Source organism: Gordonia liuliyuniae, assembly GCF_021738805.1.
GTDB classification, from domain to species: Bacteria; Actinomycetota; Actinomycetes; order Mycobacteriales; family Mycobacteriaceae; genus Gordonia; species Gordonia liuliyuniae.
In genome coordinates, this window is record NZ_JAKKOR010000001.1 from 414,615 (window position 1) to 433,490 (window position 18,876).

At 67.0% G+C, this 18,876-nt stretch carries 18 protein-coding genes; 9 read left to right on the forward strand and 9 right to left on the reverse strand.

What is annotated here, in order from left to right; genetic code table 11:
* Window positions 1-19 precede the first annotated feature (19 nt).
* Both L5G33_RS01890 and L5G33_RS01895 read left to right on the forward strand, forming a co-directional pair.
* Window positions 20-769 (forward strand): hypothetical protein, encoded by a 750-nt coding sequence (locus L5G33_RS01890; RefSeq protein ID WP_236996438.1) that lies wholly within the window; start codon window positions 20-22, stop codon window positions 767-769.
* On the forward strand, window positions 766-1,479 hold the full coding sequence (locus L5G33_RS01895; protein WP_236996439.1) for a hypothetical protein: 714 nt from the start codon (window positions 766-768) through the stop codon (window positions 1,477-1,479). Before L5G33_RS01890 ends, L5G33_RS01895 begins: the two co-directional genes overlap by 4 nt.
* Window positions 1,480-1,590: 111 nt before the next feature.
* Here L5G33_RS01895 and L5G33_RS01900 read toward each other — a convergent pair whose 3' ends face one another.
* The gene (locus L5G33_RS01900; RefSeq protein WP_236996440.1) at window positions 1,591-1,791 is read right to left on the reverse strand and encodes a hypothetical protein; all 201 of its coding nucleotides are present in this window, start codon (window positions 1,789-1,791) and stop codon (window positions 1,591-1,593) included.
* 311 nt (window positions 1,792-2,102) lie between these two features.
* A complete protein-coding gene (gdhA, locus tag L5G33_RS01905) occupies window positions 2,103-3,446 on the reverse strand; it encodes an NADP-specific glutamate dehydrogenase (RefSeq protein ID WP_236996441.1) in 1,344 nt (447 codons plus the stop codon).
* A 340-nt stretch (window positions 3,447-3,786) separates the two neighbouring features.
* Between gdhA and L5G33_RS01910 the strand changes: the two genes are divergently transcribed.
* Complete coding sequence (locus L5G33_RS01910) at window positions 3,787-7,557, forward strand: NACHT and WD repeat domain-containing protein (protein ID WP_236996442.1); 3,771 nt, start codon at window positions 3,787-3,789, stop codon at window positions 7,555-7,557.
* Here the strand turns inward: L5G33_RS01910 and ehuA are convergent, their stop codons facing one another.
* Genes ehuA through ehuB form a run of 4 tightly spaced genes read right to left on the reverse strand, consistent with a single transcriptional unit; the run spans window position 7,558 to window position 10,585 of the window.
* On the reverse strand, window positions 7,558-8,283 hold the full coding sequence (gene ehuA / locus L5G33_RS01915) for an ectoine/hydroxyectoine ABC transporter ATP-binding protein EhuA (protein ID WP_236996640.1): 726 nt from the start codon (window positions 8,281-8,283) through the stop codon (window positions 7,558-7,560). It lies immediately after the preceding gene.
* A 34-nt stretch (window positions 8,284-8,317) separates the two neighbouring features.
* On the reverse strand, window positions 8,318-8,923 hold the full coding sequence (ehuD, locus tag L5G33_RS01920; protein ID WP_236996641.1) for an ectoine/hydroxyectoine ABC transporter permease subunit EhuD: 606 nt from the start codon (window positions 8,921-8,923) through the stop codon (window positions 8,318-8,320).
* A gap of 32 nt (window positions 8,924-8,955) precedes the next feature.
* On the reverse strand, window positions 8,956-9,684 hold the full coding sequence (gene ehuC / locus L5G33_RS01925; RefSeq protein ID WP_236996443.1) for an ectoine/hydroxyectoine ABC transporter permease subunit EhuC: 729 nt from the start codon (window positions 9,682-9,684) through the stop codon (window positions 8,956-8,958).
* A gap of 34 nt (window positions 9,685-9,718) precedes the next feature.
* Window positions 9,719-10,585, reverse strand: a complete 867-nt coding sequence (gene ehuB / locus L5G33_RS01930; protein ID WP_236996444.1) for an ectoine/hydroxyectoine ABC transporter substrate-binding protein EhuB — start codon at window positions 10,583-10,585, stop codon at window positions 9,719-9,721.
* Window positions 10,586-10,815: 230 nt separating this feature from the next.
* Here ehuB and L5G33_RS01935 point away from each other — a divergent pair, with 230 nt between their 5' ends.
* Complete coding sequence (locus tag L5G33_RS01935; RefSeq protein ID WP_236996445.1) at window positions 10,816-11,274, forward strand: TY-Chap domain-containing protein; 459 nt, start codon at window positions 10,816-10,818, stop codon at window positions 11,272-11,274.
* A gap of 7 nt (window positions 11,275-11,281) precedes the next feature.
* Here L5G33_RS01935 and L5G33_RS01940 read toward each other — a convergent pair whose 3' ends face one another.
* Complete coding sequence (locus L5G33_RS01940) at window positions 11,282-11,860, reverse strand: DUF2812 domain-containing protein (RefSeq protein ID WP_236996446.1); 579 nt, start codon at window positions 11,858-11,860, stop codon at window positions 11,282-11,284.
* 100 nt (window positions 11,861-11,960) lie between these two features.
* Window positions 11,961-13,430, reverse strand: a complete 1,470-nt coding sequence (locus L5G33_RS01945) for a DUF6777 domain-containing protein (protein ID WP_236996447.1) — start codon at window positions 13,428-13,430, stop codon at window positions 11,961-11,963.
* Window positions 13,431-13,643: 213 nt separating this feature from the next.
* On the opposite strand from L5G33_RS01945, the gene L5G33_RS01950 reads away from it, so the two are divergent.
* From L5G33_RS01950 to L5G33_RS01975, 5 genes are all read left to right on the forward strand, one after another.
* A complete protein-coding gene (locus L5G33_RS01950) occupies window positions 13,644-14,657 on the forward strand; it encodes an SIS domain-containing protein (protein WP_236996642.1) in 1,014 nt (337 codons plus the stop codon).
* Window positions 14,654-15,835, forward strand: coding sequence for an N-acetylglucosamine-6-phosphate deacetylase (locus L5G33_RS01955; RefSeq protein WP_236996448.1), 1,182 nt, complete (start codon window positions 14,654-14,656; stop codon window positions 15,833-15,835). Before L5G33_RS01950 ends, L5G33_RS01955 begins: the two co-directional genes overlap by 4 nt.
* 65 nt (window positions 15,836-15,900) lie before the next feature.
* Window positions 15,901-16,605 carry a Rho termination factor N-terminal domain-containing protein gene (locus L5G33_RS19345; protein ID WP_308191528.1) on the forward strand — a complete coding sequence of 235 codons (705 nt, stop codon included), beginning with the start codon at window positions 15,901-15,903 and terminating at the stop codon, window positions 16,603-16,605.
* A 99-nt stretch (window positions 16,606-16,704) separates the two neighbouring features.
* Entirely contained in the window at window positions 16,705-17,793 is a 1,089-nt protein-coding gene (locus tag L5G33_RS01970; protein WP_236996449.1) for an S-(hydroxymethyl)mycothiol dehydrogenase, read from the forward strand.
* Entirely contained in the window at window positions 17,790-18,416 is a 627-nt protein-coding gene (locus L5G33_RS01975; protein ID WP_236996450.1) for an MBL fold metallo-hydrolase, read from the forward strand. Before L5G33_RS01970 ends, L5G33_RS01975 begins: the two co-directional genes overlap by 4 nt.
* 31 nt (window positions 18,417-18,447) lie before the next feature.
* On the opposite strand, the gene L5G33_RS01980 is transcribed toward L5G33_RS01975, so the two are convergent.
* On the reverse strand, window positions 18,448-18,840 hold the full coding sequence (locus tag L5G33_RS01980) for a YccF domain-containing protein (protein WP_236996451.1): 393 nt from the start codon (window positions 18,838-18,840) through the stop codon (window positions 18,448-18,450).
* Between the last annotated feature and the right edge of the window lie 36 nt (window positions 18,841-18,876).

An 18,876-nucleotide genomic window follows, 5' to 3' on the forward strand; every position in this document is an offset into this window, starting at 1 on the left:
GTGGATCGGGGAGTCTGTCGTGAGTGCGAGGTTGAGGCGAGTTCTAGGCGCGGTCGTCGCTAGCGTCGGTCTGGTCGGGTTCGCCGCCGGGTGCGGTGTCGACGGAACTCCGGTCGTCGCTGGAGGAGTGAACCAGGGAGGGTCGAGCACGGGTGCCGCGTCGTCGACGGCAGACCCGACGCGAGTCCACGAACTGGTGTTGGACGCGGCTGGCTTCCCGGCGGGCTACACCGCGCAAGTCGTGCCGAGCGACCAGATGCAGCAGATGATGGACATGGTCCTGGCGAGCACGAAGTCCGCCGATGTCTCGCCGTCACACTGCATGCAGCTCAGCGCCATCCCGTCCTCGGTGAATGTGAACGACATCGGGCTGGTCATCGCCACGAAGGGCGGCGTGTCCTCGCTCGCCGAATCGGTGATCGTCACCGCGTCGTCCATCGACGAGTACCGGGCTCAGGTCAGCGGCGACTGCGAGCACTTGACGATGGACATGACGGTCGAAGGACAGTCTGTGAAGGCGACGGCCGAACAGAAGGTTGTCGCCGGTCCGACCACGCGCGCGGACGACACGCTGGTCGTTGAGATGACGACCGTCTCTCGGGTCGGGTCACAGTCGATCACCCAGCGGGTCATCGTCGGTTACGCGGAGGTCGCCGGGTACACGCTGTCTGTTCAGGCGTCGTCGATGGATCCGTCGGGGACCCCCGACCGGGCCGGATTCGATGACGTCTTCACCAAGGCGATCGACAAGGCGGTAGACGAAGCGTGACCGCATCGAAGTACGCAATCGTATCGGTCGCCTGCGCAGCCGGGATCGCGCTGGTCGCGGGTTGTGGCTCAGGCGACGACGCGGCAGCATCGGAAGCGTCGGGCACCGGGGACGCGTCGAAGGCGCAGTCACTCGTATTGGCGAGCGACGGCTTCCCCGACGGTTACGAGATCCTCGACGTTGAGAAAGATCAGATGCTCGACCTCGCGGAGGCCGCCGACTCGGCAGCCTCCGGCAAGGTGACGCCCGCGTCGTGTGGCAAGAGTGCCGTGCTGCCCGACGACGTCGCCGCCGACGACGTGGGTGTGGCCGCGGCGATGAAGGGCACCGAAGGAACTCTGATCGAATCGGTCACGGTGCTCGATCGAAGCATCGCCGACTTCCGGGCCGCCGTGACGGGCGAGTGCGCGACGGTCACGACCGTCCTCGCGAGCGGTCCGATGGCCGGGCTCAAGGCTACGGTCAAGAACACCGTGCTCGACGCGCCCGATACGAAGGCAGGCGATCAGGCGATCGTCTACCGCCAGGACGCGACGTCGAAATCGTCCGGCCAGACGTCCAAGACACAGTCGCTGACGGGCATCGCGACGGTCGACGGTTACGTCGTCCGTGTGCAGTTCGCGCCCCTGGCGCCCGGCGCGAAAGCCGACCGCACCGCGTTCGACGAGGCATTCGCCGCCGCCGTCGACCAGGTGGCCGCCAAAGCGTGACCTGCAGCGGTCGAGGGCCGTCACAGACCGATGAAGACCACGACGCAGAGTATCAACACCGTTGCCAACAGCATGAGCGCGCGGAGCGCGATGGCGAGCCCGCGCGCGGTGTCAGAATTCATGCCCGTCCCCCGCGGCCCGGACGTGCCCCGTGCCGACATCGGTCCCGAATCCGATCGCCCCGTCGGTGTGTGACGGCGCCACCACCACCGCGAGCACGATCGCGACGGCGACCGCGATGACGGCGCTCGTCTGCAGGATCGCGACGCGGAGCGACGGCGATCCGCAGACCGCTGCAGCTGTAGCCGACACCTCTGACGCCAAACGGCCCCGTCGTCGCTGCGAGTGTCCTTCCATGATTCCCCCTCGTGCTACCGGCGGTCTCGCCGGTGGAGCATCTCCCCGAACTCGATTCCACCAGGAGTAGCAACCCCGCAGCAATTTCAATTCCGCGAGATCCGGTGTTTGCGCAGGTCAGCGGGAAGTGTGAGTTGTCCGGTCCGGACAAGAATGAGGGTGCCACAGCGTCCCGGAGGAGACGAAAAGGCCGCCGTGCCCTCGCGCCATTGAGAGGGGACGGCGGCCACGTGTGTTCACACGTCGTCGCTCACTGCGAAGTCAGATCAGATGACACCCAGCGACTGCATGGCGTCGGCGACCTTCACGAAGCCTGCGATGTTGGCTCCGGTCACGTAATTGCCCGGGTCGCCGTACTCGTCGGCGGTCGTCAGGCAGTTGTTGTGGATGTCGCGCATGATCGCGTTAAGACGCTCCTCGGCGTAGCCGAAGCTCCACGAGTCGCGTGACGCGTTCTGCTGCATTTCCAGCGCGGAGGTGGCGACGCCGCCTGCGTTGGCAGCCTTGCCCGGGGCGTAGCCGACACCGGCAGCCTGCAGGACCTTGATGGCGTCCGGCGTCGTCGGCATGTTCGCGCCTTCGCCGACGATCTTGCAGCCGTTCTTCACGAGTGCTTCGGCGTCGTCCGCGTCGAGTTCGTTCTGCGTCGCGCAGGGGAGCGCGATGTCGGCGGGGACCTGCCACAGCGAGCCGTCGGTACCGACTTTGGTGCCGTTGCCGCGGAGCTCGACGTACTCCGACAGGCGAGCGCGACGAACCTCCTTGACCTCCTTGAGGAGTTCGAGGTCGATGCCCTTGTCGTCGATGACGTAGCCGGACGAGTCGGAGCAGCCGATCACGGTGCCGCCGAGCTGGTGAATCTTTTCGATCGCGTACGTCGCGACGTTGCCCGAACCGGAGACGAGCACCTTCTTGCCTTCGAAGGTCTCGCCCTTGGCTTTGAGCATCTCGTCGACGAAGAACACCGCACCGTAGCCGGTGGCTTCCGGGCGCACCTGCGAGCCGCCCCACGACATGCCCTTGCCAGTCAGAACGCCCGACTCGTAGCGGTTGGTGATGCGCTTGTACTGGCCGAACAGGAAGCCGATCTCGCGACCGCCGACGCCGATGTCGCCCGCCGGGACGTCGGTGTACTCACCGATGTGGCGGTACAGCTCAGTCATGAACGACTGGCAGAAGCGCATGATCTCGAGGTCGGACAGACCCTTCGGGTCGAAGTCCGAGCCGCCCTTGCCGCCGCCGATCGGCAGACCGGTCAGCGAGTTCTTGAAGATCTGCTCGAAGCCGAGGAACTTCACGATCGACAGGTTGACGGACGGGTGGAAGCGCAGGCCGCCCTTGTACGGTCCGAGTGCCGAGTTGAACTCGACGCGGAAACCGCGGTTGATGCGGACGTTTCCGGCGTCGTCGGTCCACGGCACGCGGAAGATGATCTGGCGTTCCGGCTCGCACATCCGGGTGAGTACATCGACGTACTCGGGGTGCTTGGCCACGACCGGGCTCAGCGAATCGAAGACCTCGCGGACGGACTGCTGGAACTCGGGCTCGCCCGGGTTACGGCGGTCGACGACGTCGAAGATCTCCTGAAGCTGGGGATCCCAGGCATTCATACGCAACTCTCTCTACTCGAAATTGAGCGACGTCCCGCCATTGCGACGTCCCTCGGCCTCGGCAAACCCCGTGTAACACGCGGTGGCCGCCGGGCGATTCCGCGTGTCACTCTAGTCCTGTGTAACGATCACGTGAAACTTCGCTCTTGGAATGTGGGATTAGACACGGACTAGAAACAAGCGCGAGACGCAGCAGAAACGTGACTCGGATTACCACAGTTTGCGCCGTGGCTCCCAATGCGCGAAGGACGCTGCGGCGGTATCGCCTCCACTTTTTCCGTCCGCTGGCGCGGGTTCTTCCGGTGCAGGTCACAGGGGCAGGTCGGGCTATCCTCGTCAGGTGAGTGCTACGCAGTCGGGGGATGCGTTCGGAGAAGCCCTGCGCGAACTGTTCCGTCAGGCCGGACAGCCGACGCTGGCGGCTGCCGCACGCGCGGCATCGCGGCCCAACGCGGCCGTCAGCCGTCAACGGATCAGCGACTGGCGAACCGGACGCCACATCCCGCGCGAGTACTCGGTCGTCGAGCCGCTCATCACCTGGCTGACCTGGCGAGCCGTCGACGCAGGCGCCGACGGCGTCGTACCGCTGCCTCAGTGGAAGAAGCTGTGGGCAGCAGTGCAGACGCGAAACACGGTGGACTCCGAGACCATGCTCGCACGGTCACCGTTCCGCGGGCTCGACGCACTCACCGAGGACGACGCCGACTTGTTCTTCGGTCGTGGGCCCACCATCGATGCACTCGTGTCGCATCTGGATTCCGTCGCCGATTCCGGCGGGGCGCAGGCCGTGATCGTCACCGGTGTGTCCGGTTCTGGTAAGTCGTCGGTGCTCGGAGCCGGGCTGGCCGGAGCACCCGAACCGTGGAACCGTCCGCACCGCATCAGAGTCACCGACGACGTCGCGGCATGGGATCGCGTGCGCGACCACAATCAGACTTTCGTGGCGATCGACCAGTTCGAAGAGGTCTTCTCGCTCGATGGCGACGAACGAGACCGAGTGCTCAGCGCAGTCGAAGACATCGCAGCCCGGACGCCCGTCGTCCTCGCCGTCCGGGCAGACTTCTTCGACGCCTGCCTCGAGATCCCATTCCTCGCGCGTGCATGGCAGAAACACTCCGTGATCATCGGCGAGATGACGGACGATCAACTCGGCGCCGTGATCCGCGAGCCCATCAAACTGGCCGGTGGGCGCATCGACTCCGGGCTCGCCGAACTCCTCGTTCGCGACCTGCACGAGGCAACGCCGTGCGATGAACGGGCCGGCCGGCTCCCGCTGCTCGCGCACACGCTGGAACGCTTGTGGGACAACCGATCAGGAAGCACCGTCTCGGTCGGAACGTATCGCGCGGTCGGGGGGATCGCGTCCGCTATCGCCGACACCGCCGAAGCCGCATGGGACTCGCTCGACGCCGATGACCAGCCAGCCGCTCGAGCGCTCCTGCTGTCGCTCGTCCAGTTCGGTCCTCGGGGCGTGCCGATGCGGGCGTCCGTCGATACGGACGAACTGCGCCGCCGGTTCCCGGACCGAGCGGATCGGATCGTCGACCGCTTCGCCGACGCACGTCTGCTCACGGCGGGCCAGCAGGTCACCTACATCCACGACGCCGTCCTCACATCGTGGCCCAGACTCCGCAAGAGCATCGCCGACGACGCCGAGACCCTGCAGTGGAGACAGCAGCTCGCCACCGACTCGCAGTCGTGGATCGACGCCGACCGCAGCAGCGAACTCCTCTACAGCGGTGGCCGCCTTGAGCACGCGCTCGACAACCTCGACGGACTCGGCGAGCTCCGGCGGCACGTCCTCCCGACCGGAGGACAGGAGTTCCTCGACGCATCGGTCCGCCGACGCCGCGGGCGCCGCAGCGCCCTCATCGGAGGCGTAGCCGTCATCACGGTCCTCGCCGTCGTCGCCGCCATCTTCGCGATCACCATCAGTCGACAGGCGGGCGACCTCGAACGGCAGCGCAACAGCGCCGAACGGACCGCGCTGCTGTCGAGCATCGATCGCCTGGTCACCTCCGATCCGTCTCTCGCGGCGCGACTGCTCCTCGCCGCGGACCAGCGGTTCGCCGACGACCCGGAGGTGGCCGCACTGCTCACCGCCGCCGCGTCGGCGCCGATGGCCCGGACCGTCGCCGGGCATGGCGGACCGGTGTACGACGTGTCGTACTCCGCCGACGGATCACTCGTCGCGACCGCGAGCAACGATCGCACCGTCCGCCTGTGGCGGCACCGCGACGACACGTCGACTCCGCTCGTCGCAGTGGCGGCCATCGGCGGGTTCGGCGACTACGTCACCTCGGTGACCTTCAACGCCACTCGGCCGCTGCTCGCCGCCGCCAGCGGGGACGGCACCGTCCGCGTGTGGAATATCGCCGACCCGTCATCGCCGAAACGCATCGCCGAACTGAGGCCAGGCGCAGGTACCGCCTACATCACGCGGTTCAGCCCGGACGGGAACATGCTGGCCACCTCGTCCGACGACGGGAGTCTCACCCTGTACCGGGTGGCCGGCGAGACGGTGGAACCGACATCACCGATCGTCCTGCGCGGGCACGCGGGCGCCGTCCGCACCCTGGCCTTCGACACTGCGGGCACCCTCCTCGCCTCCGGCGGCGACGACCAGACCGTCCGGTTGTGGCGCGTCCGCGACGGTGAAGCCGCGGCCGCGGGCCAGCCGATCCGCGGATTCGGCAACATCACCCACTCCGTCGCGTTCCTCCCGAACTCCGAGACGATCGCTGTCGGCGGCGACGGGCCCAACGTCCAGCTGTGGGACGTGAGCGATCCCGCAATGCCCCGAGTCGAGAGCAGTTCGCTGTCCGGGGTGACGGGCGGATCCTGGTCGGTCGCCGCCGATCCGGCGTCGCCGCTGATGGCCCAGGCGGGCATCGACGGCACCGTCCGCGTGTGGAGCACGCTGTCGCGCACCGATCCGCCGCTCGTGTGGGATCTCGAGAATTCGACGGCGCGCGGTGCGGTCCGCATGTTCAGCGCGGCGTTCGATCCGAAGGGCGGGGAACTCGCCGTCGGCCGGTCCGACGGCGGAGTCGACGTGTGGCGTCTCCCACCCGGCGTTCAACCCGATCGCGGGGGGATCATCAGCGGTATCGCACAGAGCGCCGACGGGACGAGAGCCGCAACGGTCGGCAGCGACACCAGCCTCGACCTGTGGACCCGCGACGGTGAACGGTGGCGTAAACGCGGAACCACCGCCGTCGAACAACGAGTCAACGACCGACCGCGCGTCGCGATGAGCGACGACGGCGCCGTGACAGCGACCGCTAACAACAACGGCGGGGCCGTCGAACTGTGGGACACCGCAGACCCCGACCGCCCGCGCGCTGCCTTCCGGCTGTCCGTCGACACCCGGTACACGTCCGAGATCGCCTTCGTGCCCGGCAGGCGAATCCTCATCACGGGCGCATCCGACCGGTCCGTGCAACTCTGGGACGTTGCCGACCCATCGGCACCACGCGCTCTCGGTCGGCCGCTCGACGGTCCGATCGACCTGATCCGCCAGATCGTCGTCGACCGCGGCGGACGACGCCTCGCCGTCACGTCCGACGATTCGCGCACCTATCTGTACTCGGTCGACAGCAGGCGACTCGTGCGCACCCTCGACGTGGGGAGCCCCGGCGCCGACGCGGTGTTCGACCCGTCGGGGCGGTACCTCGTCGTGGCAGGCGACGACCTGTCGGTGTGGCGGGTCGATGACGGGGCGCTCGTCGCCCGCGAAACGTCCGACCACCCGGACACCCTCTCGCTGATGGCGGGCAGCGGGCCGGCCCCCAGTGAGCCGGTCCTCTTGGCCGGGACGATGACACGCGACATCGTCGCCTTCACCATCGGAGACGACGGACGGCTCACCGACCGGCGGATCGTGACACCGGTGCTCGGCGGGCCGCGCACCACGACCGCACGCTGGGAACTGCCGCCGACACTGGACGACGGCGAGCGATTCATCACCGGTGGAGACGGAACCGGCCAGTTGTACTCGCAGTCGATCGATCCGGGCGACGGGCGCGCCTGGGTGTGCGCCACCACCGACGCGATGACCGACACGGAACGAGAGACCTACCGGATCGGACCCGGCGGCGACGACTGCTGACTACAGGACCGCCCGAAGGAACTCTCTGGTGCGGTCGCTGCGCGGGTCGCCGAAGAGCTGTTCGGGCGGCCCCGACTCGGCGATCCGACCGGCGTCGAACATCAGCACCCGGTCGGACACCTCGCGGGCGAAACGCATCTCGTGCGTGACGATCAGCATCGTGATGTCGGTGCTGACCGCGATGTCCCGAAGCACCGACAGCACGTCGTCGACCAGTTCGGGGTCGAGCGCTGACGTCACCTCGTCGAGCAGCATCACCTGCGGGTTCATCGCCAGACACCGCGCGATCGCCACGCGCTGCTGCTGGCCGCCCGACAACTGGCTCGGGTGCGCGTTCTCCCGACCGGTCAAGCCGACCATGTCCAGGAGTTCGCGGGCCCGGGTCTGCGCCTCGTCCCGCGACTGTCCGAGAACATGGATCGGTGCCTCGGTGATGTTGCCGAGCACATCCATGTTCGGAAACAGGTTGAACTGTTGGAACACCATCCCGATGCGTTTGCGGACCTCGCGGAGACTGCGCTCCTTCTGGTTCAGCGACTCGCCTGCCACCAGGATGTCGCCCGCGGTCACCTTCTCCAACGTCATGAGCAGACGGAGGATCGTCGTCTTGCCGGAGCCGCTCGGCCCGATCAGCGTCACCTTCTCGCCGCGGTCGACGGTGAAGTCGAGCTCGTCGAGCACCACGTGGTCACCGAACTTCTTCACCACGTGATCGAACCGGATCATCTCGTCCGGTTCGGCCGGCGGCTGTTTCTCCAGATCAATGGACAAGTCGTTTCTCCAGACGTCGGATCAGAACGGATGTCGGGTAGCTGGCGACCAGGAAGAACGCACCAGCGAGCGTGAACGCCTCCAGGTAGGCGAACTCCGACGCGCCGTAGGTCTGTGCCGACGTCACCAACTCGACGACACTGATCGTGAACAGGTACGGGGTGTCCTTGAACATGGCGACGAGGTTGTTGCCCAACGCGGGAAGGCTGTTCCGCATCACCTGCGGAAGGATCACCGCGCGCCACATCCGTGACTGCGGCAACGACAACGCGTGCCCGGCCTCCCACTGGCCTTTAGGCACGGCTTCGATGCCCGCTCGATACACCTCAGCCATATAGCTCGAATAGTGGATGCCGAGGACGGTGATACCGATCGACAACCCAGAGAACTGAGGGAACAGCGCGTACACGAACAGCAGTTGGACCACGAGGGGGGTCAACCGCACGAACTCCGAGACCGCGTGAACCGGCCACGACAGCCAACGCGGGCCCGACCGCCGGATCACCGCGATGAGCAGGCCGAGGGCGGCGGCCACCAAGAAACCGATGGCTGTCGCCAACAAGGTGATCTTGAAGCCGTCCCACAGGACGGGCATGGCCTCTTCGGCCCGCTGCCAACTCCAGTCGATCACAGGCCACCTCCGACAGTGGCGTCCGTCGTCGGACGGAAACTCAAGACTTCGCGCAGCGACGGCCCACGCCCTAGCTTGTGTTTGGCGCGGGCCTCGACGAGGTTGATGATCACCGTCACCACATAGGCGAGGACCAGGTAGATCAGCAGTCCGATGCCGAACGAGAACAGCGTGTCACCGGTTGTCTTCTGCAAGTCGACGATGCTGGACGTCAAGTCCTGGAGCATGATGAACGATGCGAACGCGGTGCCTTTGAGCAGGTGGATGAGCAGGTTGCCCAGCGACGGCACCATCATCGCCCACGCCTGTGGGAACACCACTCGCCGCAACCGTTGCCCCGCCGTGAAGTTCAGCGCGACGGCGGCCTCGATCTGGCCGTCGGGTACCGAGTTCAGTGCGCCGCGGACCACCTCGGCGCCGTATGCGCCGTAGTTCAACCCGAGGGCCAGGATGCCGCAGAACAGTGGATCGAGCTGGTAGCCGAGCAGAGGCAATACGTAGAACAGCCAGAACAGCTGCACGACGAGCGACGTCCCGCGGAAGAACTCGATCAAGACGCGGGCCACGAACCGGACCGGCAGGAACCGCACTCGTACCACAGTGCCGAGAGTGACGGCGAGGACGAACGCCAGCAGGCCTCCGCCAGCGGTCAATTCGAGCGTGACGAGGATTCCCTCGCCGATCCGGGGAAGCGCGTCGACGAGGTCGTCGATGTTGGTGTTCACCGGATCGTGACGCCCGATGCTCGACGCGGCACGACTACTCTCCGGCGCACAGCTGTTCGGTGGTCAGCGACGGGTCGGGGATGTTCTCCTCGGTGAACCCGAACGGGCCGAGGATCCTCAGGTACTCGGCCTTGTCCGACAGGATCTTCTTGACCTCCGCGTTGTAGGCGTCCCGCAGGTCGGTGTCCGCCTTCCGGAACACGGTGGCACCGGCCGGATTCTGTTCCTCGCCGTTGATGACCGCGATGAACGGCTTCGTCACCTCGACGTTGAGACTCGGGTCGTTGTCTTTCGCGTACTTCAACGACACCGCGGTGAGTGCGAACGCGTCGGCGCGTCCCGACGTCACCGCGTCGATGCCTGCCTGCTGATCCTTGACCAGCAGCGGGTCGGAGATCGCGAGCTCTTCCGCGTAGTTGGATTCGATGGCCCCGGTGATCGCGGCCATCTTGGCGCCGCTCGACTTGATCGAGTCCATGTTCGACAGGTCCATCGGGTTGCCGGGTTTCACCATGAGCGCGGTCGTGTAGTTGATCTCGGGGACGCTGAACGAGGCTTGGTCGCACCGCTCCGGAGTGATCGACATTCCGGCACTCACCAGGTCGTACCGCTTCGCGTTCAATCCGGGAATCAACCCGCCCCAGTCGGTCTTGACGGCCTTCAACTCGTCGACACCGAGCCGTTTGAACACTTCGCGGTGCAGTGCGATCGTCGCCCCGGTGACCTTGCCGTCCTTCTCGAACGAGTACGGAGCCTCGTTGGCGTACGCGACGGTGACGACGCCCGCCTCCCGAAGGCTCTCGAGCGAGGTGGCTTCATCAGAGTCGGTCTTGGTACAGCCGGCCATCGCGGTGACCGCGAGGACCGCAGCGGTCAGGACGGCAGCACTCTTGATTCTCATGGTCGCGTTCTCCCTGCTGGGCGCCGACCGCGGTGCCCACGTTCCGTATGTTCGTAGTCCTAATTCTTCGGGTGAATTGACCGTACCCATACTTCGCCGACGTTCGCGGCGAAATCGACAGGTGCACATGAGGAACCGGGCGCGCCGGGCGGTGGGAGAATCCGCCCGTAACTCGTCGGGCGAGGCTACGGTGGAAAGTGCAAGCCACGTTCGCGAAGCGGGAGTGTGTTGTGACTGATCCGATCACCGAAGACGTCAACGGATTCGACGAGTCGGCCTACGACGCCGAACTCGATGCGCGATGGCGTGACTTCCGACTACGACTCGCGGACTATCTTGCCGATCTGTCCGTCGGGCAGCGATTCACCGTCTACGACCTCGTGACCGACCACGAGGTGATCACCGCGCACGCGGACGCCGTCGCGGTCGCCGACGACCGGCTCGAACTCGTGGTGGCGAGCGGCAGACTCGCGGAATCCGCCGCCGACCGCGCGGCCCGCATTGAGCTCCTGCGGGCGAAGGGCTGGCAGATGCACGGCGACGACACCATCGTCCTCGGCTTCGATCGCCGCCATGTCGACGCGGCAGCGGTCGCCGTCGAACACGCGTTCCGCGAGGTCTGGGATGTCCCCGACCCCGCCTACCTGGCGGGCGACGAGGATCAGACGGCGCGGTTCTTCGCGCCGTGATGTGAGGTCAGGAGCGGACGAGCTCTTGTTCCTCGGACGTAGCTGAGGTCGCTGACGTCGCCGCGCGGCGGGACGCGCCGACGATCAAAGCGGCGACCCCGGCGCCGACGGCGATGACGCCGAGCACTGCGGCCGGAATCCAGAAGTCGCGGGGCGACGCGAAGTCGGTGAGCCCGGCGATGAGGCCGAGCGCCACCGCGCCGACCAGCGCGATCGTGGCGACGACGCTCAACCCGATGCCGACGAGGGCGGCGCGGCGGCCGAGGTCTTCGCCGATGAAGCCTGCGGGCCGCTCACCGGTGTAGGCGCGACGCCAGACGTGGATGTTCGACAGGCTGCCGACACTCTCCCAACCCATGTCCCGGCGGGCGATGAAGTAGAGCGAGGGCACCGGCTTGTCGCGGCGTTCGAGCGCGTATCGGTAGCGTCCGGCCTCGCCCTTGTCGAACGTCATGCGGAGTGGGCTCCACGCGTTGACGCGATTGAGGACTTCGCCGCGGGCGGCCTTCTCCTCCAGCCACAGCTCGAGATCGTCGGGCGACGGGTGGCGGACGGGAACCAGCCAGGATGTGGCAGTCGTGCTCATGGTTGCCTCCGGGAGAATCGATGGAAAACGTGTTCACTATCGACTCTCACCGTGTATCGTGCCGCGGTCAAGGATTTTGAGACGGCAATCACGAACTGTCTCAGGCGCTGGGCTCAGTTTCGACGGTGCTCGTCGGCTCCATCTCGGTCGTGGTCGCAGACTCCGTCGTCGTAGGCGCCTCTGTCTCTACGGGGGATTCCGCCGTCTCCGGGGATTCAGCAGTGTCCGGGGTCTCCGTAGTCGCTGTCGTCTCTGTGGCCGGGACCAGGGTCTGCCAAGCCGCGCTGGTGACCGTCAGCGTCTGGCCGTCGGTAGTGGCGACGGTCCACACCCGGTCGGACGACGCGTTCACCGCAGTGGTCACGGCGTCGAACAGTAGGTCGGCGGTGGCGAAGGTGCGTGTGGAGCCGTCAGTGCAGTCGGCGGCGACCTCGCCGGAGTCGAATGTCGACGGCAGGGTGCAGGTGATGCCCTGCCCGTCGGACGTGAATGTCAGCGCGCCGATCGCGTCACCGGTCGACGACCCGAAATCCGTCTGGGCCTGTGCGGCCGAACTCTCGCCGGCACCGGTGGCCTCGCTGGTGCCCGCCTCGGGTGTCGCAGAGGTTCCGGCGACGCTCGGTCCGTTGGCTGCGATTGGATCGGGCAGCTTCATGCCTGCGGGAGCCGGGCCGAGATCGGTCAGCGTGTTGCCGATCTCGGTGACGACGTTGACGCCGCGCACGACGTCGAGAACGGTCAGCTGGGTCAGCGGCGCAGGGGTGTTGACGACGCCAGGATTGTTCGCCCCAGGATTGTTCGCCCCAGGATTGTTCACTGTGGTGTTGTGCACGGTGTACGACACGCGTTCGATGTTCGTCGTCCGGTAGCTCGGCCACGGCTGCCCGACCACCCGATAGTCGCCGACCGGGGCCGACGCGGGCGGAACCAGCGGGTTGCCGCAGGTACAGACGGCGCGCGGCACGCCGGCGCCGTCGACGTAAACGGCGGTGCCCGCCTGGAGCACCGACTGGAACGGCTGGGCGACTCCGCTGCGGTAGGCGTGGTTCGTCACCCACGTGTCGGCGGTCAGGAGCACCGGGGTGAGCGTGTTGAGATACCAGGGGATGTCGATGCGTCGGATGCCGAACACGCCGGCCCACGCGGTGCCCGCCGCCGGATCGCCTGCGAGGAGATCGGCGAGGGCCGCCGTGTCGCACGCTGCGGCCCCAGTCGTCCCGTAGAGCCCGGGTGCGGTGCCGTCGACCGCTCGGACGCCGCGATCGTCCACGCCGTGCGGCGCGATGGCTGGCAGGTCGAGTCGGTTGGTGAGGGCCACCGACCGGGTGAACGGGTCGGGCCCGGGATCGTCGGCCGCTCGTAGGCTCAACGCCGGGATCAGGATGTCGCCGGTCTCGTCCTGGTACAGCTTCACGGCGCCGAGGCCCACCACGACGGCGAGGATCGCGACGATCGCCGACAGGACGATCGTCAACCGGCGTCGACTCCTGCGCCGCGCCGTGTGGAGCGCGGTGGTCGCCGGGTCCGGGCCGTATGGGGTCGCCGGGTCCGGGCCGTATGGGTACGTCATGAGTGCTCCTCGTCCGCGTGCGCGGTTCTCTCTGCTGAAGGCTTATCGCCGATCTGTGCAGGTCCGCATCCCTCTGGTCGTGAATTGGCCCGAACGAAGGAACGCGCGGTCCGCCTGTGCCGGTGCCCGATCGTCGATATGGTCGAAGCGACACGTCAGCTCCTGCCGCGAAGGACACTCATGGCCGTGAACGATCAGCAACCCGGACATCTGATGGCGGCGGAGATCGCCGAGCAACCGAGCGCCTGGCGCAATCTGCTCGCGGCCCGCGCGGCGTGTGTCGAGATCGGCGAGCTGATCGCCTCTCGCGCACCACGTTTCGTCCAGTTCGTCGCGCGGGGCACCAGCGATCACGCGGCCTTGTATGCGAAATACCTGGTAGAGATCGGTCTGCAGATCCCGGCCGGGATGGTCTCGCCGTCCGCGGTGACCGTCTACGGCGCGCGGCCCGACCTGCGCGATGTGCTGCTGATCGCGGTCTCACAGTCGGGTGGCTCGCCCGACCTCGTCAAGTCGGTCGAGGTGGGCCGCGCACAGGGGGCGTTGACCCTCGCCATCACCAACAACGAGTCGTCGGCCCTGTCGGACGCCGCGGAACTGCACGTCGACGTGATGGCCGGCGCGGAGCAGTCGGTGGCCGCCACCAAGAGCTACACGTCCGAACTGTTGGCGCTGTACCTGGTGATCGCCGCCTGGCAGGGCGTTGACACGTCGGCGGTCGACGCGCTGCCTGATCTCGGCGACGAGGTCCTGGGTTCCGATGGCGCGCTGGCTGCGGCCGCCCAGAAGTACCGGTACGCGCAACGTCTGCTCACCACGGGCCGCGGCTACTCGTATCCGACGGCACGTGAGGCCGCGTTGAAACTGATGGAGACGTCATACCTGACGGCGCAAGCCTTCTCGGGCGCCGACTTGCTGCACGGTCCGCTCGCGACCGTCGACCCGCAGGTCCCCGTGCTCGCGGTGGTGCCGGGTGGTCGCGGCGGCGACGCGATGGCGCCGGTCATCGCGCGCCTCGTCGAGCGGGGCGCCGACATCTTCGGGGTCGGCGCCGCATCGGCGGTCGCGGAGCTCACCGGCGGTGTCGCCATTCCCGACGCGCCTGAAGAGTTGTCACCGCTGCTGGAGATCATCCCGTTCCAGCTGATGGCGCTGCACTTGTCGTTGGCGCGCGGGGAGAACCCGGACAGCCCCCGCGGCCTGCGCAAGGTGACGGAGACCCTGTGATCGTTGCCGCGGGCGCCGTCGTCGGTGACGGCGTCGTCCACCGGCCCGGGTGGTTGTCGATGCGCGACGGCCTGATCGACGCGGTCGGATCGGGTGAGCCGCCGGCGGCTGCCGATTTCGAATTCCCACGCGGCACAGTGGTTCCCGGGTTCGTCGACCAGCACGTCCACGGCGGTGGGGGAGCGTCGTACACCGACGGCGACCCCGACCAGGTGCGAGCCGCTGCGGCGTTCCACCGCACGCACGGGACGACGACGACGGTCACCAGCACAGTCAGCGCGAGCCCCGACGAGTTGGCGCGCATCGTCGCGCGGCTCGCACCACTCGTGCGGGAGGGCGTCAGTGCAGGCATTCACCTGGAAGGCCCGTGGATCGCGCACGCACGGTGCGGCGCACACGCGCCCGACCGGCTGCGGTCGCCCGACCTCGACGAGATCGACCGGCTCCTCGCGATCGCCGACGGTGCGATCGTCATGGTCACGATCGCACCTGAACTGCCGGGCGCCCTCGACGCCATCGACCGGTTCGTCGTCGCAGGCGCCCGGGTGGCCGTCGGACACACCGACGCCACCTACGAGCAGACTCGCGCCGCCCTCGATCACGGTGCGCGCGTGGCTACCCACCTGTTCAACGCGATGGCCCCGTTGAATCATCGTTCGCCGGGTCCGGTGCTCGCGCTGACCGAGGATCCGCGCGTCGTCGTCGAGTTGATCGGCGACGGTGTGCACCTGCACCCAGCACTGGTCGCCGACGTGCAGCGGACAGTCGGACCGGCTCGCGCCGTGTTGGTCACCGACGCGATGGTCGCCGCCGGAATGGCCGACGGCGACTATGTCCTCGGGTCGCTCGACGTCTACGTCGACGGCGGCGTGGCGCGTCTACGCAGCACCGATGCGATCGCCGGCAGCACGGCGACGATGGACTCGTTGTTCGCCAGGACCGTCGCGGGACTCGTCGGTGCGCCAGACCCGCTGCCGCGAGACGACGCGTTGCTCGCCGCGTCCGTCATGTGTTCGACGACACCCGCGCAGGTCCTCGGGCGCGATGACATCGGTCTGCTGGCCCCCGGACGCCGCGGCGATCTCGTCGTTCTGGGCGAAGAACTGCAGGTGCAGCATGTGACTGGAATTGACATCAACGCCGCGTCGAGTGCCACACGAGGTGGTTGCGCGTCGTAGGGTGATGGGCGAGCCTGCTCGGAACCGCCAGCGGGCGACACGACATCTTCGGAGGGGACCTGCCGATGACTGCCAAGAAGACCCTGATCAAGCGCCTCGAGGACGAGGTCAAGCGCCTCACCAATGAGGTCATGGCTCTGCGCGATCTCGTGATCGCCTTCTCGCCGCTCGCCAAGAAGGACGAGCCGGGCGCCGAGATCGTCGCAGCGGTGACGAAGTCGGCCCCCGCTAAGAAGGGGGAGGCCGCCAAGAAGGGAGACGCAGCCAAGAAGGCTGCGGCTCCGAAGAAGGCGGAACCAGCCAACAAGGCCGAACCAACCACGAAGGCCGCGGCTCCCAAGAAGACGGCGGCGCCGAAACCGGCCGCTGCCAAGCCTGCCGCCACGAAGGCTGCTGCCAAGCCCGCCGCCACGAAGGCTGCTGCTCCCGCAAAGAAGGCCACGCCCGCCAAGGCTGCTGCTCCAGCGAAGACTCCGGCTCCGGCCAAGCCTGCTGCCGCCAAGCCCGCTCCGGCCAAGACCGAAGCCTCCAAGCCTGGTGCACCCAAGACCGGAGCACCCAAGACCGAAGCACCCAAGCCTGCTGCACCCAAGACCGAAGCGGCGAAGAAGACTGAGCCCGCCAAGCCCGTTGCGCCGGCTGCTAAGACTCCGGCTTCGGCGAAGCCTGCCGCGAAGACTGTCGCGCAGCTCAAGGCCGAGGCGAAGGCCAAGGGCGTCAAGGGCTATTCGACGATGAACAAGGCAGAGTTGATCGCCGCCTTGAAGTGAATCGGCGGTGATGTGAGTCGGCGTTGAAGTGAATCCGGGCCTTCCCTGACCTACCATCGACTCAGGTCAGATATGCATCGAACTGAATAGGAGCCCGGAGTGTCTCAGGTGGTCAAGGGAGTCGTCTCCCGAACCAAGAACGCGCCGACCGAACTCGTCGATGTCGTGATCCCCGATCCGGGGGCGCACGACGTGGTCGTCAAAGTGCAGACGTGCGGCGTCTGCCACACCGATCTCGCGTACGCGAGCGGTGGAATCAACGATGAGTATCCGTTCCTGCTGGGGCACGAAGCCGCAGGTGTCGTCGAATCCGTCGGCGACGCCGTATCGCATGTCGCAGTCGGCGACTTCGTCGTCTTGAACTGGCGTGCCGTCTGCGGCGAGTGCCGGGCCTGCCGCAAGGGCAAGCCCTGGTACTGCTTCGACACGCATAACGCGAGCGTGCCGATGACTCTCACTGACGGCACGGAGCTGACGCCCGCGCTCGGCATCGGTGCGTTCGCCGAGAAGACGCTGGTCCATGAGGGGCAGTGCACCAAGGTGGACCCGTCGGCCGACCCGGCCGTGGCCTGCCTGTTGGGTTGCGGCGTCATGGCCGGTCTCGGTGCCGCGATGAATACCGGGCAGGTGTCGCGCGGTGACTCGGTCGCTGTCATCGGCTGCGGAGGCGTCGGCGACGCTGCCATCGCGGGCGCTCGCCTCGCCGGCGCGACGACGATCATCGCCGTCGACCGTGATCCAGGCAAGTTTGCGTGGGCCACCGAACTCGGCGCGACGCATACTATCGACGCGTCGAAGACCGAGGACGTCGCCGAAGCCGTCAAGGAGCTCACTGACGGCAACGGCGCGGACGTCGTGATCGACGCCGTCGGCCGTCCGGAGACGTATCAGACCGCGTTCTATTCTCGCGATCTCGCCGGGGTCGTCGTCCTCGTCGGTGTTCCGACTCCGGAGATGCGTTTGGAGATGCCGCTCGTCGACTTCTTCAGCCACGGCGGTGCGTTGAAGTCGTCGTGGTACGGCGACTGTCTGCCCGAACGCGATTTCCCGATGCTCGTCGACCTGCACCTGCAGGGACGTCTGCCGTTGGAGAAGTTCGTCTCCGAGCGGATCGGCATCGACGGCGTCAACGAGGCGTTCGAGTCGATGGAGGCCGGCAAGGTGCTGCGATCGGTGGTGGAGCTGTGACGCTGCGCATCGATCGAGTTGTCACCTCCGGCACCTTCTCGCTGGACGGCGGCACGTGGGACGTCGACAACAACATCTGGGTGGTCGGCGACGACGCCGAAGCCGTGATCATCGACGCTGCGCATGACGCGGCGCCGATCCTCGCCGCCGTCGACGGCCGCAAGGTGGTCGCGATCGTGCTGACACACGCGCACAACGACCACATCGGGGTCGCGCCGGAGCTCGCGGAGGCCACCGGTGCCCCGATCCTGTTGCATCCCGCCGACGAGATGCTGTGGGAGCAGACCCACCCGGGGGTGCCGCATGGTGAACTCTTCGACGGTCAGGTCGTCGAGGTCGGCGGCGATCGGCTTGAAGTGATCAACACGCCGGGCCATTCGCCCGGATCGTGCGTGCTCTGGTCGCCGTCGGCCAAGGTGCTGTTCTCCGGCGACACCCTGTTCCAGGGCGGCCCGGGCGCAACCGGCCGGTCGTACTCGAGTTTCGACGACATCATCGCGTCGATCCGGGACCGCATCCTGGTACTCGATGACGACACTCGGGTCTGCACCGGGCACGGTGACGAGACGACGGTCGGTGCCGAAGCTGGCGATCTTGACGAGTGGATCCGGCGAGGTCAGTGACCTTTCGCCGCTAGCTGCTGGTCGAGGCGTCTCAGTACGCTTGCCGCACGGCGTCGACGGGCACGATGTCGACGCCGAGCGGCATCAGCGAGATCGGCACCATCTTGAAGCTCGCGATGCCGAGCGGGATGCCGATGATCGTGATGCACATGGCGATGCCGGTGGTGATGTGTCCTATCGCGAGCCAGAGGCCGGCGAAGATGATCCAGATGATGTTGCCGATGAGTGATCCGGCGCCCGCATCACGTCTGGGGACCGTGGTCCGCCCGAACGGCCACAGTGCGTAGGCGGCGATGCGGAACGACGCGATCCCGAACGGGATGGTGATGATCAGGATGCAGCAGATGACGCCTGCGACGAGATAGCCAATGGCCATCCACAGTCCGCAGAGGAGGAGCCAGATCACGTTCAGCAGCGTTCGCATACGGTAATCATCCACCATCGTGGGCGGTATGGGCGG

Coding starts and splice junctions, on each gene's coding strand:
- L5G33_RS01980 (WP_236996451.1), bottom strand. CDS start 18,840: ATGCGAACGCTGCTGAACGTGATCTGGCTCCTCCTCTGCGGACTGTGG.
- L5G33_RS01945 (WP_236996447.1), bottom strand. CDS start 13,430: ATGACGTACCCATACGGCCCGGACCCGGCGACCCCATACGGCCCGGAC.
- L5G33_RS01940 (WP_236996446.1), bottom strand. CDS start 11,860: ATGAGCACGACTGCCACATCCTGGCTGGTTCCCGTCCGCCACCCGTCG.
- L5G33_RS01950 (WP_236996642.1), top strand. CDS start 13,644: ATGGCGGCGGAGATCGCCGAGCAACCGAGCGCCTGGCGCAATCTGCTC.
- ehuD (WP_236996641.1), bottom strand. CDS start 8,923: ATGCCCGTCCTGTGGGACGGCTTCAAGATCACCTTGTTGGCGACAGCC.
- ehuA (WP_236996640.1), bottom strand. CDS start 8,283: ATGATCCGGTTCGATCACGTGGTGAAGAAGTTCGGTGACCACGTGGTG.
- ehuB (WP_236996444.1), bottom strand. CDS start 10,585: ATGAGAATCAAGAGTGCTGCCGTCCTGACCGCTGCGGTCCTCGCGGTC.
- L5G33_RS19345 (WP_308191528.1), top strand. CDS start 15,901: ATGACTGCCAAGAAGACCCTGATCAAGCGCCTCGAGGACGAGGTCAAG.
- gdhA (WP_236996441.1), bottom strand. CDS start 3,446: ATGAATGCCTGGGATCCCCAGCTTCAGGAGATCTTCGACGTCGTCGAC.